The organism is Nocardioides soli (assembly GCF_014191495.1).
GTDB lineage: Bacteria > Actinomycetota > Actinomycetes > Propionibacteriales > Nocardioidaceae > Nocardioides > Nocardioides soli.
The window spans coordinates 19,156-32,456 of the sequence record NZ_JACHWR010000010.1; the positions used below are offsets into that span (position 1 = coordinate 19,156).

Annotated in this window: 13 protein-coding genes and 1 tRNA gene; 3 read left to right on the top strand and 11 right to left on the bottom strand. The window is 70.6% G+C overall.

The genetic code is table 11. The features are described from left to right. Positions 1-143: 143 nt before the first annotated feature. The 7 genes from pknB to FHU40_RS26465 are packed head-to-tail and all read right to left on the bottom strand — an operon-like array spanning position 144 to position 8,830. Positions 144-1,895, bottom strand: a complete 1,752-nt coding sequence (gene pknB, locus FHU40_RS26435; protein WP_183595508.1) for a Stk1 family PASTA domain-containing Ser/Thr kinase — start codon at positions 1,893-1,895, stop codon at positions 144-146. 13 nt (positions 1,896-1,908) lie between these two features. Further along, positions 1,909-3,384 carry a protein kinase domain-containing protein gene (locus tag FHU40_RS26440; protein ID WP_183595509.1) on the bottom strand — a complete coding sequence of 492 codons (1,476 nt, stop codon included), beginning with the start codon at positions 3,382-3,384 and terminating at the stop codon, positions 1,909-1,911. Continuing rightward, positions 3,381-4,853, bottom strand: a complete 1,473-nt coding sequence (locus FHU40_RS26445) for a peptidoglycan D,D-transpeptidase FtsI family protein (protein WP_183595510.1) — start codon at positions 4,851-4,853, stop codon at positions 3,381-3,383. Before FHU40_RS26445 ends, FHU40_RS26440 begins: the two co-directional genes overlap by 4 nt. Next, on the bottom strand, positions 4,850-6,262 hold the full coding sequence (locus FHU40_RS26450) for an FtsW/RodA/SpoVE family cell cycle protein (protein WP_183595511.1): 1,413 nt from the start codon (positions 6,260-6,262) through the stop codon (positions 4,850-4,852). Before FHU40_RS26450 ends, FHU40_RS26445 begins: the two co-directional genes overlap by 4 nt. Before the next feature lie 2 nt (positions 6,263-6,264). Continuing rightward, positions 6,265-7,632 carry a PP2C family protein-serine/threonine phosphatase gene (locus tag FHU40_RS26455; protein ID WP_183595512.1) on the bottom strand — a complete coding sequence of 456 codons (1,368 nt, stop codon included), beginning with the start codon at positions 7,630-7,632 and terminating at the stop codon, positions 6,265-6,267. A 6-nt stretch (positions 7,633-7,638) separates the two neighbouring features. Then, positions 7,639-8,118 carry an FHA domain-containing protein FhaB/FipA gene (locus FHU40_RS26460; RefSeq protein ID WP_183595513.1) on the bottom strand — a complete coding sequence of 160 codons (480 nt, stop codon included), beginning with the start codon at positions 8,116-8,118 and terminating at the stop codon, positions 7,639-7,641. A gap of 4 nt (positions 8,119-8,122) precedes the next feature. Beyond that, complete coding sequence (locus FHU40_RS26465) at positions 8,123-8,830, bottom strand: FHA domain-containing protein (protein WP_183595514.1); 708 nt, start codon at positions 8,828-8,830, stop codon at positions 8,123-8,125. A gap of 249 nt (positions 8,831-9,079) precedes the next feature. Between FHU40_RS26465 and FHU40_RS26470 the strand changes: the two genes are divergently transcribed. Continuing rightward, a tRNA-Leu gene (locus FHU40_RS26470) sits at positions 9,080-9,163 on the top strand. A gap of 110 nt (positions 9,164-9,273) precedes the next feature. Here FHU40_RS26470 and FHU40_RS26475 read toward each other — a convergent pair. From FHU40_RS26475 to FHU40_RS26485, 3 genes are all read right to left on the bottom strand, one after another. Then, positions 9,274-9,591, bottom strand: coding sequence for a DUF202 domain-containing protein (locus FHU40_RS26475; RefSeq protein WP_183595515.1), 318 nt, complete (start codon positions 9,589-9,591; stop codon positions 9,274-9,276). Between the two features lie 127 nt (positions 9,592-9,718). Continuing rightward, positions 9,719-9,976 (bottom strand): YidH family protein, encoded by a 258-nt coding sequence (locus FHU40_RS27845; RefSeq protein WP_343058073.1) that lies wholly within the window; start codon positions 9,974-9,976, stop codon positions 9,719-9,721. A 3-nt stretch (positions 9,977-9,979) separates the two neighbouring features. Continuing rightward, entirely contained in the window at positions 9,980-10,693 is a 714-nt protein-coding gene (locus FHU40_RS26485; protein ID WP_183595516.1) for an alpha/beta fold hydrolase, read from the bottom strand. A 277-nt stretch (positions 10,694-10,970) separates the two neighbouring features. Between FHU40_RS26485 and FHU40_RS26490 the strand changes: the two genes are divergently transcribed. Beyond that, positions 10,971-12,160, top strand: a protein-coding gene (locus FHU40_RS26490; RefSeq protein ID WP_425490234.1) for an IS3 family transposase whose coding sequence is annotated in 2 segments (ribosomal slippage) — positions 10,971-11,255 and positions 11,258-12,160 — 1,188 coding nt in all. Because the reading frame shifts where the segments join, the coding sequence is not laid out codon by codon here. A gap of 86 nt (positions 12,161-12,246) precedes the next feature. After that, positions 12,247-12,630 carry an HsmA family protein gene (locus FHU40_RS26495; protein WP_183595518.1) on the top strand — a complete coding sequence of 128 codons (384 nt, stop codon included), beginning with the start codon at positions 12,247-12,249 and terminating at the stop codon, positions 12,628-12,630. A 207-nt stretch (positions 12,631-12,837) separates the two neighbouring features. Here the strand turns inward: FHU40_RS26495 and FHU40_RS26500 are convergent, their stop codons facing one another. Further along, entirely contained in the window at positions 12,838-13,203 is a 366-nt protein-coding gene (locus FHU40_RS26500; RefSeq protein WP_183595519.1) for a GatB/YqeY domain-containing protein, read from the bottom strand. Positions 13,204-13,301 lie beyond the last annotated feature (98 nt).

A 13,301-nucleotide genomic window follows, 5' to 3' on the forward strand; every position in this document is an offset into this window, starting at 1 on the left:
TCTTGTGCGCTTCGCGCACCCATGGCACGCACTCTGCGGCGTTGCCGTCGCTTGCGAGACGAGCGGGTATGGCGGCGCTCCGGCGCCTGGCAGCGCACGCACCCTGAGCACGCCAACCGTGCAACAACTTCCAACGCACGACACTAGGGTCGTCGGCGCTCCGCCGGTGGCGGGACCGTCGGGGTGTCGGTCGGCACCGGCGGCGTCGCCGTCTCGGTGGGGGCCGGGGTCTCGGTCGGCTCGACGTACGTCGAGACCACGATCGTGACCGTCGAGCCCGCCGACGGCGTCTCCCCGGCGCGCGGGCTCTGGTCGATCACGGTGCCCGCCGGCTCGGTGGTGTCGTCGGAGTTGATCACCCGCGGCTCGAAGCCGGCGTTGGTGATCGCGGTCTCGGCCTGCGCCTGCTGCTTGCCGACCACGTCCGGGACCTTCTCGCGACCGTCGGAGTAGTAGACGACGATCGTGGTGCCCTCGGCGACCGTGGTGCCCTGGGAGGGTTCGGTCCGGGTCACCCGGTTCTTGTCCTCGTCGGACTCCTCCTTCTGGAGCTTCACGACGAAGCCCTGGTCGACGAGCATCGCCTCGGCCTCGTCCTTGTCCTGGCCGACCACGAAGGGCACCTCGACCTGCGGCTTGCCGAGCGAGATCGTGAGGTTCACGGCCGAGTCGGGGTCTCGGTAGGCGTCGGGGTCCGGCGACTGGGTGATCACCCGGCCCGTCGGCACGTCGCTGCTGGCCTCGCGCTCGATCGCGCCGACGGCGAGGCCGGCGTCGCCGATCAGGGCGCGCGCCTGCTTCTCGGTCTTGCCGATCACGTTGGGCACCGGCACCTGGTCGGGTGCGCTCTCGAACAGCCGCGGCAGCAGGTAGGCGGCACCGGCGATCAGCACGATCAGCAGCAGGCCGAGGAGGACCAGCAGGCCGGTGCGGCTGCGCGGCTCCTCCTCCTGGTACGCCGTGGCCGGCGGGACGACCGCGGTCGCGGCGGTCGGCTGCGGGTCCGGCGCCATCGGTGGGGGCAGCGGCGCCTGGACCGGGCGACCGGCGAGGTAGCGCTCGATGTCGCTGCGCATCGCGGCCGCGGACTGGTAGCGGTCCTCGAGCCGCTTCGCGAGCGCCTTGAGCACGATCGCATCGATCTCCGGGGGGAGCTCGGTGTCGTGGTCGGACGGCGGCGTCGCGGGCTCGCGGACGTGCTGGTAGGCGACCGCGACCGGGCTGTCGCCCACGAACGGCGGGCGCCCGGTGAGCAGCTCGTAGAGCAGGCAGCCGGCGGAGTAGACGTCGGAGCGAGAGTCGACGGTCTCGCCGCGGGCCTGCTCGGGGGAGAGGTACTGGGCGGTGCCGACCACGGCCGCGGTCTGGGTCATCGTCGACGAGGCGTCGCTGATCGCCCGGGCGATGCCGAAGTCCATGACCTTGACGTCGCCGCTGGGGGTCAGCATCACGTTGCCCGGTTTGATGTCGCGGTGGATGATCCCGGCGCGGTGGCTGTAGTCGAGCGCGGACAGCACGCCGCTGGTGATCTCCAGGGCGCGCTCCGGCAGGATCTTGCGTCCCTCGCGGAGGATGTCGCGCAGCGTGCGGCCCGCGACGTACTCCATGACGATGTAGGGCTGCGAGATGCCCGATCCGTCGGTCGCGGGCTCCTCGCCGGTGTCGTAGACCGCGACGATCGCCGGGTGGTTGAGGGAGGCTGCCGACTGCGCCTCACGCCGGAACCGAGCCTGGAACGTCGCGTCGCTGGCGAGGTCGGTGCGCAGCCGCTTCACGGCCACGACCCGGCCGAGCCGGGTGTCGGTGCCCTTGCGGACCTCGGCCATCCCGCCGCGGCCCAGGAGCTCACCGAGCTCGTAGCGCCCGCCGATCAGGACCGGCTGTTGGTTGTTCACGATGACCTGGCCTTCAACTGCTCGGGGAGGTGTCGTCGGTGGGGGTAGGGGTGGGGGTGTCCGACGGCGTCGGGGTGGGGGTGTCCGAGGGGGTGGGGGTCGGCGTGGGCGTCTCGGTCTCGGGGACCGGACCCCAGACGCCCACGGTGACGGTGTCGCCCTTCTGCAGCGCCCCGGTCGGATCGACGCTCATCACGTCGCCCTCGATCTCGTCGCCCGGGTTGTCGACCGTCCGCCGGCTGACCCGCAGGTCGAGGTCGGCGAGCTCGCGCTGGACGTCGGCGAACGGGCGGCCGACGAAGTCCTGCTCGTCGATGCGCACGGTGGTGTCCTCGACCGGGGTCGAGGCGGGCTCGCTGGGCGTCGTCGGCGTGGTCGTCGTCTCGGTCGGCGTGGTCGTGGGCTGCTCGTCGACCGGGGTGTCGTCGCCGTCGCCCCGCGTCAGCAGCAGGACGACGAGCACCGCGATCGCCACCACGGCGATCACGCCCACGACCGGCCAGACCCAGGAGCGCCGCCTCTCCTCGGACGGCGGGGGCACCGGGGTGCTCGACGTCGGGGGCGGCACCGGGGCGATCACCTGCGTCGGCGGCTCGGGGGGCGGCGCGGCCACCACGCGGGTCGCCTCGGTGGCCGGGTTGCGCAGGGCGTGGGCCAGCGCCCGGCCGTCGGGGAACCGCTCGGCCGGGTCCTTGGCCAGCGCGCGGCGTACCACGGCGGCCAGGTCGGCCGGCACCGACGCGGGCAGGTCGGGCACCGGCTCGCGCAGGTGGGCGAGCGCGGTCGCCGCCGCGGTCTCGCCGGTGAACGGGCGCCGGCCGGCGAGGCACTCGAACGCGACGACGCCGAGCGAGTAGACGTCGGAGGCCGGGGTCGCGGTCAGACCCTGGGCCTGCTCGGGCGAGAGGTACTGCGGCGTGCCCATCACCTCGCCGGTGCCGGTCAGGCCGACCCCCTCCGCGGCGCGGGCGATGCCGAAGTCCGTGATCTTGACCAGCCGGTCGGGCGTGACCAGCAGGTTCGCCGGCTTCACGTCGCGGTGCACGATGTCGGCATCGTGGGCGGCCCCGAGCCCGTCGGCGGCCTGGGCGAGCAGCTCGCGGACGGCGAGCGGCTCCATCGGCACGTCGGGCCGCAGCAGCGCCGAGAGCGGCTGACCCTCGACCAGCTCCATCACGAGGAAGGGCCGATGGCTGCCGGAGCCGTCGGTCATCGTGGACTCGCCGAAGTCGTAGACCGTCGCGATGTTGGGGTGGTGCAGCGACGCGGCGTGCTGCGCCTCGGTCTCGAAGCGCACGCGGAAGGAGCTGTGGTCGGCGTACTCGGCCTTGAGCAGCTTCACCGCGACCGGGCGGTCGAGCACGGTGTCGGTCGCGCGCCACACCTCGCCCATCCCGCCGGTGGCGAGCCGGCCGTCGAGCCGGTAGCGCCGCGAGTCGTCGGCGAAGCCGTGGCCACGGGAGCCCGGGGGTCCAGGGGTCTGCGTCACCGGATCACCGCCTCCATCACTGCCTTCGCGATCGGGCCGCCGAGCAGGCCGCCGGCGATCTCGCTGCGGGGGATGTCGGACTTCTGGATCATCACGGCCACGGCGACCTCGGGGTTGTCGGCGGGTGCGAACGAGATGAACCAGGCGTACGGCGAGCGGGCGCTCTGGCCGGTCTGCGCGGTGCCGGTCTTGCCCGCCACGTCGATGCCCGGGATCGCGGCCGGCGCGGCGGTGCCGTTGTCGACCGTGTCGACCATCAGCTTGGTCACCTCGTTGGCCGCGGTGGCCGAGACGGCCTGGGAGAACTCCTCGGGCTCGGTCTTGTCGAGCACGTTGAGGTCGGCCGACTGCTCCTCGTCGACGAGGTAGGGCTTCATCACCGTGCCGTCGTTGGCGAGGCCGGCGGCCACCATGGCCATCTGGAGCGGCGTCGCCGACACGTCGAACTGTCCGAAGCCGGTCATCCCGAGCTGCGCCTCGTCGACGCCCTGCGGGAACTCCGAGATCGCCTGCGGGGACAGGTCGTCGAAGTAGTGCTGGTTGAAGCCGAAGCCCTCGGCGGTCTTCTCCATGTCCTCCGCGCCGACCTCGCCGGCGAGCTGGGCGAAGGTGGTGTTGCAGGAGTTCTCCATCGCCTGGGAGAAGGGGATGGTGCTGTTGTTGGCGCCGCAGGCGCGACCTTCGTTGTCGATCTCGCCGGTCGGGCCGTGGGTGAGGGGGAGCTGGTAGGTGACGCCGCCGGGCACCTGCGAGTCGGCGTCGTAGAGGCCCTTGTCGATCGCGGCGGCCGCGGTCACGACCTTGAACGTCGAGCCGGGGGGCAGCCGGGTCTGGATCCCGCGGTTGAGCAGCGGCTCCGACGGGTCGGCGTTGAGCTGCTTGGACTTCTTGCTGACCGCGGCGAGGTCGTGGGAGGCGAGCTGGTTCGGGTCGTAGGTGGGCAGCGAGACCATCGCCAGCACCTTGCCCGTGTTGGGCTCGAGCGCGACCACGGAGCCCTCGACGCCGCCGCCGAGGTTCTTCAGCCCGTCGTACGCCGCCTGCTGCGCGCGGGCGTTGATCGTCAGCGTGACGTTGCCGCCCTGGGCGGGCTTGCCGCTGAGCAGGTCGAGCAGGTTGGTCACGAACAGCCGCGGGTCGTCGCCCGACAGCACGCCGTTCTTGCTCTGCTCGATGCCGGTCGCGCCGAAGTAGGAGAAGTAGCCGGTGATCGGCGCGTACACGAACGGCTTGGGGTAGGTGCGCTGGAACTTGTACTCGTCGTCGGACTCCACGCTCTCGGCCACCGGGTTGCGGCCGACCAGGATCGCGCCGCGCTCCTGGGAGTACGACGCCACCTGCACGCGCCGGTTGCGCGCGTCGTCGTTCAGCGCGCCCGCCTTCCAGTACTGCAGGTACGTCGCGTTGATCATCAGCGCGAGGAAGAGGATCAGGCAGAAGATCGAGACCGTGCGGATCGGCTTGTTCACGTCAGTCCTCCTCCGCCGAGTCGCACGACCTGGGTGGCGTCGTCGCTGAACGCGGCGGTGTCGTCGGAGACGGTGGGCAGCGGCCGCCGGGCCTGGTCGGAGATGCGCAGCAGCAGCGCGATGATCACCCAGTTGGCGATCAGCGACGACCCGCCGTAGGCGAGGAACGGCGTGGTCAGGCCGGTGATCGGGATCAGCCCGGTCACACCGCCGGCGACCACGAAGACCTGGAGCGCGATCGCGCTGCCCAGACCGGTGGCGACCAGCTTGCCGAACGCGTCGCGGCAGATCAGCGCGGTGCGCAGCGCGCGCTCGACGATCAGGCCGTACATCATCAGCACGGCGATCAGCGCGGTCAGGCCGAGCTCCTCGCCGACGGAGGCGAGGATGAAGTCGGACTCGGCGAACGGCACCCGGTTGGGGTCGCCGTTGCCGAAGCCGCGGCCGATCAGCCCGCCCCAGCCCAGGCCGAACTTCGCCTCGACCGGCTGGAAGCTCTCGCCGGAGTCGTAGAAGTCGAAGGGGTTGAGCCAGATGTCGAAGCGTTCGCGCACGTGGCCGAAGAGGAAGTAGGCCAGCGCGGCGCCGCCGGCGAAGAGCAGCGCGCCGACGACCAGCCAGCCGGGTCGCTCGGTCGCGACGTACAGCATGATCAGGAAGAGGCCGAAGAACAGCAGGCTCGAGCCGAGGTCGCGCTGGAACACCAGGATGCCGAGGCTGACCAGCCACATCACCAGGATCGGGCCGAGGTCGCGGCCGCGGGGCAGGTCGACGAAGAGCACCCGGCGGCCGGCGAGGGCGAGCGCGTCGCGGTGGAGCACCAGGTAGCCGGCGATCGCGATCACCAGCATCACCTTGGCGACCTCGCCGGGCTGGAAGCTGAACGGGCCGAGCCGGATCCAGATCCGGGCGCCGTAGACGGTGCGGCCGATGCCGGGCAGCAGCGGGAGCAGCAGCAGCACGATCGCCGCGAGGCCGCTGGTGTAGGTGAACCGCTGCAGGACGCGATGGTCGCGGATCACCAGCAGCGTGATGACGAAGAGGACGACGCCGAGCGTCATCCAGGTCAGCTGCTGCTGCGCGAACTCGTGGAACCGGCCCTGGGCCTCGCGGGCGAGGTCGATGCGGTGGATCACGGCCAGCCCGAGGCCGTTGAGCGCGGCGACCACCGGCAGCAGCACGGGGTCGGCGTACGGCGCGACGAAGCGGATCACGATGTGTGCGCCGATGATCAGGCCGGCCAGCCACGCGCCGTACCCGAACAGGTCCGCGGGCACCTCCTCCTCGACGCCGATGCCGACCGCGGCGTAGGCACCCACGCCGACGATCAGCGCGAGCACGAGCAGGAAGAGCTCCGCGCCCCGCCTGCGGCGGTGCACGAACCCCATGAGCGCGGACGACTGAGGCATGCTCAGCCCTCTCCCGAACCCTGCGCCGGATTTTCGGAGGGGGCCGCATTTTCGGAGGGGGCCGGACTCTCGGAGGCGGGCTCCGACGACTGGTTGGCGGCGAGGTTCTGCACGGTCTGCCGCGCGTCGTCGAGGTCCTCGGCCTCGATGCCCTCCTGGACCTTGCCGGCGTCGAAGTCGGACAGCCGGTCGAGGTCGACGTCGGTGGTCTCGTAGGGCTCGGACAGGTCGATGCCGCCGATCGAGGCGTTGACGCCGCGGAAGATGACGACGGCGCCGTCCTGCTCGCCGACGTAGTACTGCTGCTGCGACCACGACCAGAGCCAGGCGAGGCCGATCCAGGCGAGGCCGACGACCACGGTGGAGGCGAAGACCCGCCGCGCCCACAGGTAGCGGCGCGGGGCGCGCGGGGCGTAGCGCGCCGCCTCCGGGTCGATCGGGTCGGCGGTGATGGCGTACGGCACGTCGTCGGGCAGGTCGGCCGGCACCGGGTCGAGCTCGCCGGTGTCGCCGGCGCGGTGCCCGCGGAAGAGGCCGCCGGTGCGGCCGCGCTGGACCCGGCGGTCGGCGGCCGCGCCGACGACGAGCCCCTCCTGGGTGGGCGCCGCGTCGGTGGCCTCGAGGACGTCGGCGACCACGCAGGTGACGTTGTCGGTGCTGCCGGCCTCGAGGCTGGCGCGGACCAGCTCGACCGCGGCGTACTCCGGGCTGCCGGTCGAGAGGATGTCGGCGAGCCGGCCGTCGTCGAGCACGCCGCTCGCGCCGTCGCTGCAGACCAGCAGGCGGTCGCCGACGGCGATCTCGAGCACGAAGAGGTCGGGCTCGCTGTCGCTGACGGCGTCGATGGCGCGCAGGATCAGGTTGCGGTGGGGGTGGACCTTCGCCTCGGCCTCGGTGATCCGGCCCTCGTCGATGAGGGTCTGCACGAACGTGTGGTCGACGGTGAGCTGGCGGATCGATCCGTCGCGGAAGAGGTACGCGCGGCTGTCGCCGACGTGGCCGACGCCGATCCGGAGTCCGTCGAAGACGAGCAGCGACGCCGTGGTGCTGGTGCCGCTCAGCGCGGGGTCCTCGTCGACCAGCTCGACCAGGCGGTCGTGTGCCCGGTGGACGGCGCCGGCGATGCGGGCGAGCAGCTCGTCGGGGGAGTCGCTGGTGGGTGGCTGGTCGAGCCGGCGCAGCTGGCCGATCGCGGTGGCCGAGGCGAGGTCGCCGCGGGCCGCGCCCCCGACGCCGTCGCACACCGCGAGCAGCCACGGGCCGGCGTACCCGGAGTCCTGGTTGTCGCGCCGGACCCGCCCCACGTCGGAGACGGCGCCGTAGTCGAGCCGGAATCGGGGAGCCGGCTGCTCGGTCGGCTGGTCGGTCATCGGCGGTTACTTCCGGAGCTCGATGATCGTCTTGCCGACGCGGACCTGGGTGCCGAGGGTGATCGTGGTGGGCTGGCTGATCCGCACGGAGCCGACGTACGTGCCGTTGGTGGAGCCGAGGTCCTCGACGAACCACTGGTCTCCGGACGACGCGATCCGCGCGTGCCGGGTCGAGACGTAGTCGTCGTCGAGCCGGATCGCCGCGTCGGTGCCGCGGCCGATCAGGATCGGCGCCTGGGCGAGGTCGGCGCGCTCCCCGACGTTCGAGCCCTCGGTGACGATCGCGTGGGTCGGCGCGCTGCGGCGCTTGCCGGGCTTGGGCTGCTTGGGCGGCTTCGGCGCCTTGCCGCCGCCACCGCCGCGGGCCGCCTCGGGCACGCGCGCGCCGAACATGTCGGAGCGGATCACCGAGATCGCGGAGAGCACGAAGATCCAGAGGATCGCCAGGTACGCGACTCGGATCAGGAAGAGCGTCAGCTCGGACAATGCCTCACCGGTCCTCGAGGATGCGGACGACGAGCGTGGTGTTGCCGATCCGGACCTCCGAGCCGTCGCGCAGGCCGGTCGCGGAGATGCGGTGGCCGTCGACGAGCATGCCGTTGGTCGAGCCGAGGTCGTGGACCTCGATCGCGATGCCCCGGGAACCGCCGCCGGTCACGAAGAACTCCACGTGCCGCCTGCTCACCCCGGGGTCGTTGATGCGCAGGTCGGCGTCGGTGCCGCGGCCCACCACCAGGCTCGGCGGCTGCAGCGGGTGGCGGGTGCCGTTGACCTCGAGGAACGCCCGCGCCCGGCCCACCTGGGTCGCGGTCGCGTCGCTGGTGACCTTCGCCTGGGCGCGGCTGCGGATCCGGAACCGGCCGGTGGTGAGGTCGTCGGCCGGGTCGAACCCGATCGTCACCGGACCCGGGAAGACGTAGCTCTGCTCGTCGGCGTGGTCGCGCAGCTGGCGCACCAGGTCGTCGGCCAGCGCGCTGTCGTACGGCGCGAGCCGGTCGAGGTCGGTGGCCGAGAGCTCCACGTGGAAGTCGTTGGGCACCAGACGGCGGTCGCGGGAGAGGATCTGGGCGTTGTTGTCGCACTCGCGCTGCAGCGCCGCCGCGATCTCGACGGGCTGCACCGCCGAGCGGAAGGCGCGCGCGAACGCGCCCGAGATCATCTGCTCGAGCCGGTTCTCCAGTCGCTGGAGTCCGCCCACGTGCCCTCCTTCCGTCCCAGTCGTCCGGGGCTGCCGGGGTCGGTCCCGGACGTCGTGCCCGCTCTGCGCGCGACGAAACCGGAGCCCACCCGACCGGGGGGCCGGGTTGCCACGATCGTATCGGGGTGAGACAGCCGGGCGGGGGACCGGCGCTTCCGCCGTACGTCGCCGGCCGGTGGTCGGGCGAGTGCCCGGGCGGTCCCGGTTTGGGCCGCAGCGCGGCCCTGGGATAGCCTTGCTCCGCTTCACGCGCGAGTGGCGGAATAGGCAGACGCGCACGGTTCAGGTCCGTGTGCCCGAAAGGGCGTGGGGGTTCAACTCCCCCCTCGCGCACGTGTGCAAGTGAGACAAGGCCCCGGGTCATCGACCCGGGGCCTTGTTCATCTCCGCGTGTCCGATGTCTGGGCACCTGCTGGGTCGGAGCAGTCGTCGCCCTCGCGGGGCTATGCGCGTAGGGTCGCGGCCATTTCGACGCACGCGATCAGACAGATCGCCACCGTCAGAGCCCACGGAGGTCGCCCGTCGGGAGGGGTGCGGCGTCGGCTCTTCGCATCTCGCTCGGATGTCCGACTGCTGAACATCACGACCACCCACATGGAGAACAGCACCGCGACGCCGAGCAGGACCGGCACGAGAAGGTCGATGCGGTCGAGGGTGAGGCGAGCGACGACGGCGGCGCCCGCGGCCGTCGCCAAGCCGGTCCGTTGCCACGCCAGGTCAGTGCGCTCGCTCGAGCGTCCCGTGTCCAACTCGGTCTGCATCTCAGATGCTCTCGATGAGAATGACGACGCTGACGATCGCGACGCCCGCAACGACGATGAGCGCGAGTCCGAACCCGGGTAGTGAGGCTCCGCGCCTTATCGCACGTTCAGACAACGACCACCGGATTCATGCAAGGACCGCGGACACCAGTCCAAGCGTGATGAACGTGCACACCAGGGTGCGCCGGCCGTACTCGGACAGATCGAGGTCGACGACATCGATGGCGATCGCGGCGGCGAGCAAGGCCAGGGAGGTTCGGATCCAGGCCAAGAAGGTTCGCTCGTTCGCAAGGCTGAACCTGTAGTCGGGGTCTTGCCCTTCTGCGTAGATCCAAGACGGCCAGCGGGTCCTGGTCCTGTTCGTTCGTGTCACGGCTCGGCCCACCTGCTAGAGCCCGAGGGCTTCGACGAGCGCATGTGGGCGGAGCAGCATCGCGTCGTGTCCACAGGGGACTTCGGCGTAGCTCCAACCGGGGTCGTTGCGCAGCTGGTCGGCGACGGGGTTGGGGCGATTCGGTCGGTCCGGGGTGCCCGCGCACCGGATGTAACGACGCTCGAGTGGTGGCACCGACGTTTCGGGGAGCGCCTGCTCGAAGGTCTCGATCGGTTGAGCCGTCAGTCGGGCTTCCGTCCAAGCCGCGAGGTCGGGATCGGTGATGCCGAAGAGCGACGGAGGCCGCGGCCGTACCCAACCTGAATCGGAGGTGGAGAGGAGGTTCAGCCTGAGCTCGTCCGGAACGAGGTCGAAGAAGGACTGTCCGGGCCGAGGTACGAACGCGTCCAGGTAGACGAGGCGTCCCAAGCGCTCACCCGCGACTTGTGCGGCCCCGGTGATCACCATCGACCCGTAGCTGTGTCCCACCAGTACGACGTCGTGAAGATCGCTGGCCTGCAACAAGTCGACCACCTGGTTGACGTGGTCATGCAGGCCCGGACGGCGGGAGGACTCGGCACCTGCATTTGGTCGGGTCGCACGGAAGGGACCCATGCCCAGCAAGGTCGGTGCGTGGACGCTGTGGCCGTCGCGTCGAAGGATCTCGGCGACGGAGTTCCAGCACCATCCGCCATGCCACGCTCCGTGCACGAGGACCAGGGTCGCCATGGAATGCCTATCGGTTCATAGATCCGTCATGGTCGTGGCGCGTCGGCGCTGGCAACGGATCGACGAGCAACGAGTCTCGCCAGCCGGTGGCTTCGACGCCAATGCCGAACTGGCCCCGAGCAATGCACGACCAGGCATGTCATCGCAGGGACGACCGGATGTGCGGTCGTCCTGGCTGGACGCAGTGCCGGTGGCTGTCTCGATCGGAGGGGGCTGATGAGCGGATCTGTGACATCTGAGATCGCTTGACGAGTTGTCAGGCTGGAAGGATGTTGCTGTGCCCAAGCCCTACCCCCGCGAGTTCCGTGAGGACGTCGTCCGGGTCGCCCGTAGTCGTGGTCCTGGGGTGACGCTGGCCCAGGTCGCGACCGACTTCGGAGTCCACGAGATGACGATCTCGAAGTGGCTTCGTCAGGCTGATGTCGAGGACGGCGTGAAGCCCGGCGTCACCACCGACGAGTCCCGCGAATTGCGTGAGTTGAAGCGTCGCAACCGGCTCCTGGAGCAGGAGAACGAGGTACTGCGTCGGGCTGCGGCTTACCTGTCGCAGGCCCAGCTACCGGGAAAAGGCTCTACCCGCTCGTGAGAGAGCTCGCCGCGGCCGGTGCCCCGCTCCGGGTACCGGTCGCGGTGGCGTGCCGGGTGCTCAAGCTCCACCGCCAGCACTACTACGCCTGGCTCGCCTGCCCGGTCACCGACAGCGAACTCGAGGAGGCCTACCTCGCGAACGCGATCTTCGACGCCCACCGCGAGGACCCCGAGTTCGGCTACCGGCTGCTCTTCGACGAGATCACCGACGCTGGCCACCAGGTGTCCGAGCGGACGGTGTGGAAGATCTGCTCGAGCAACGAGTGGTGGTGCGTCTTCGGCAAGAAGCGCCGCGGGAAGAAGGACCTGCCCGGTGCGCCCGCCCACGACGACCTGGTTCGCCGCGAGTTCACCGCACCCGGTCCGAACCAGCTCTGGCTCACCGACATCTCTGAGCACCCGACCGCGGTCGGGAAGCTCTACATCTGCGCGGTCAAGGACGTGTGGTCCAACCGGATCGTGGGCTACTCCATCGACTCCCGGATGACCTCCCAGCTCGCGGTTGACGCACTCGAGTCCGCCGTCGCCAGGCGCACTGCTGGGGGTGGATCGGTGGCCGGCTGCAAGCTGCACTCAGACAGGGGCGGCCAGTTTCGGAGTCGGAAGCTGCAGCAGTCGTTGTGGCGCCACCAGATGCTCGGCTCCATGGGCCAGGTCGGCTCAGCCGGCGACAACGCGGCCATGGAGAGCTTCTTCAGCCTGCTCCAACACAACGTCCTCGACCGGCAGAAGTGGGCCAACCGCGAGGAGCTCCGCATCGCGATCGTGACCTGGATCGAGCGGACCTACCACCGCCGACGACGCCAAGCCCGACTCGGCCGATTGACCCCCATCGAGTACGAAGCCATCATGACCACGCTGGCCGAACAGGCCGCCTAACCGACTGTCACAGATCGGTGCAGCAGCCCCGCCATGCTGGATAGAAGGTGCCCGGCAGCCAGCCAGGGCACTGACGAGGAGGGCAGATGCTCGCGCTCGCGATCGTTGTCATCACACTGGCGCTGGTCTTCTACACGATCGGTGTCTGGTCCGAGCGCGTCCAGGGGATCCTGAAACCCTGGCACGCCGCCGCCTTCGCCGCCGGCCTGCTGTGCGACGGTGCCGGGACCCTCCTGATGAGCCGGATCGCCGATGAGTCCGACGAACCCACCAGTGCGTTCAACACGGTCATGATCTGGACGGGCGGCCTGGCGATCGCACTGATGGCGATCCACCTCATGTGGGCGATCATCGTCCTGATCCGGGACCGCGAGTCCGAGAAGGCCAGCTTCCATCGTTTCAGCGTCGTCGTGTGGGCGATCTGGCTGGTGCCGTACGTCACCGGAGCCATCGGAGCCATGACGGCCTAGATGACTAATTCCAAGGCCTCGCACGCTGCGCGACGCTCATCATCCGCTCCGGCGGCGTTGCCGAGGCTTGAAAGACGTCCAGTCTGCCGACGCATCGGCGCCTTGCCGGAGCGGCGCTGAGCGCCGCTCGCTTGCACGATCCCTTGGAATTAGTCATCTAGGGCCGTGGGCGCCCCGACCTGCGGGCAGTGCCCGTCGTTGCGGCGTTCAGCCCGGGACTACGGCCTCGACGGTCTCGGCGATCCGGACCAGCTCGGTGCTCCGCTCGTGCTGTCCGGCCGTGGCGAGAGCGGCCGCCGAGGACCGCAGCTCGGCGATCTCGCGCTCGACCACGGCGCGTTCGTCATCGGGGGAGAGGACACGGCGCGCCGCCTCGGCGGCGCCGAGGCCGGTCGAGGCGCCGGCGATGTGCTCGGAGGTGGCCACCGGGGCGTCGTGGGCCGTCACGGGCACCGCTTCGGCGTTCTCCAGGGCGGCGAGGATGCTCCGCATCGCGCCGGCGGTCTGCCGGTCGTGGGCCCGCATCGCCGCGGTGAGGCGGTCGCGGAGTGCTACCCGGAGGGGTGAGGTCATGACGAGAACCTACGTGCTCGACGCGAGATCGAGGTGGCGACCTCGGCGCACCCGAGACGCGGGTGCGCACTCGGCAGCCGAACGTTCACCGCTGGTCT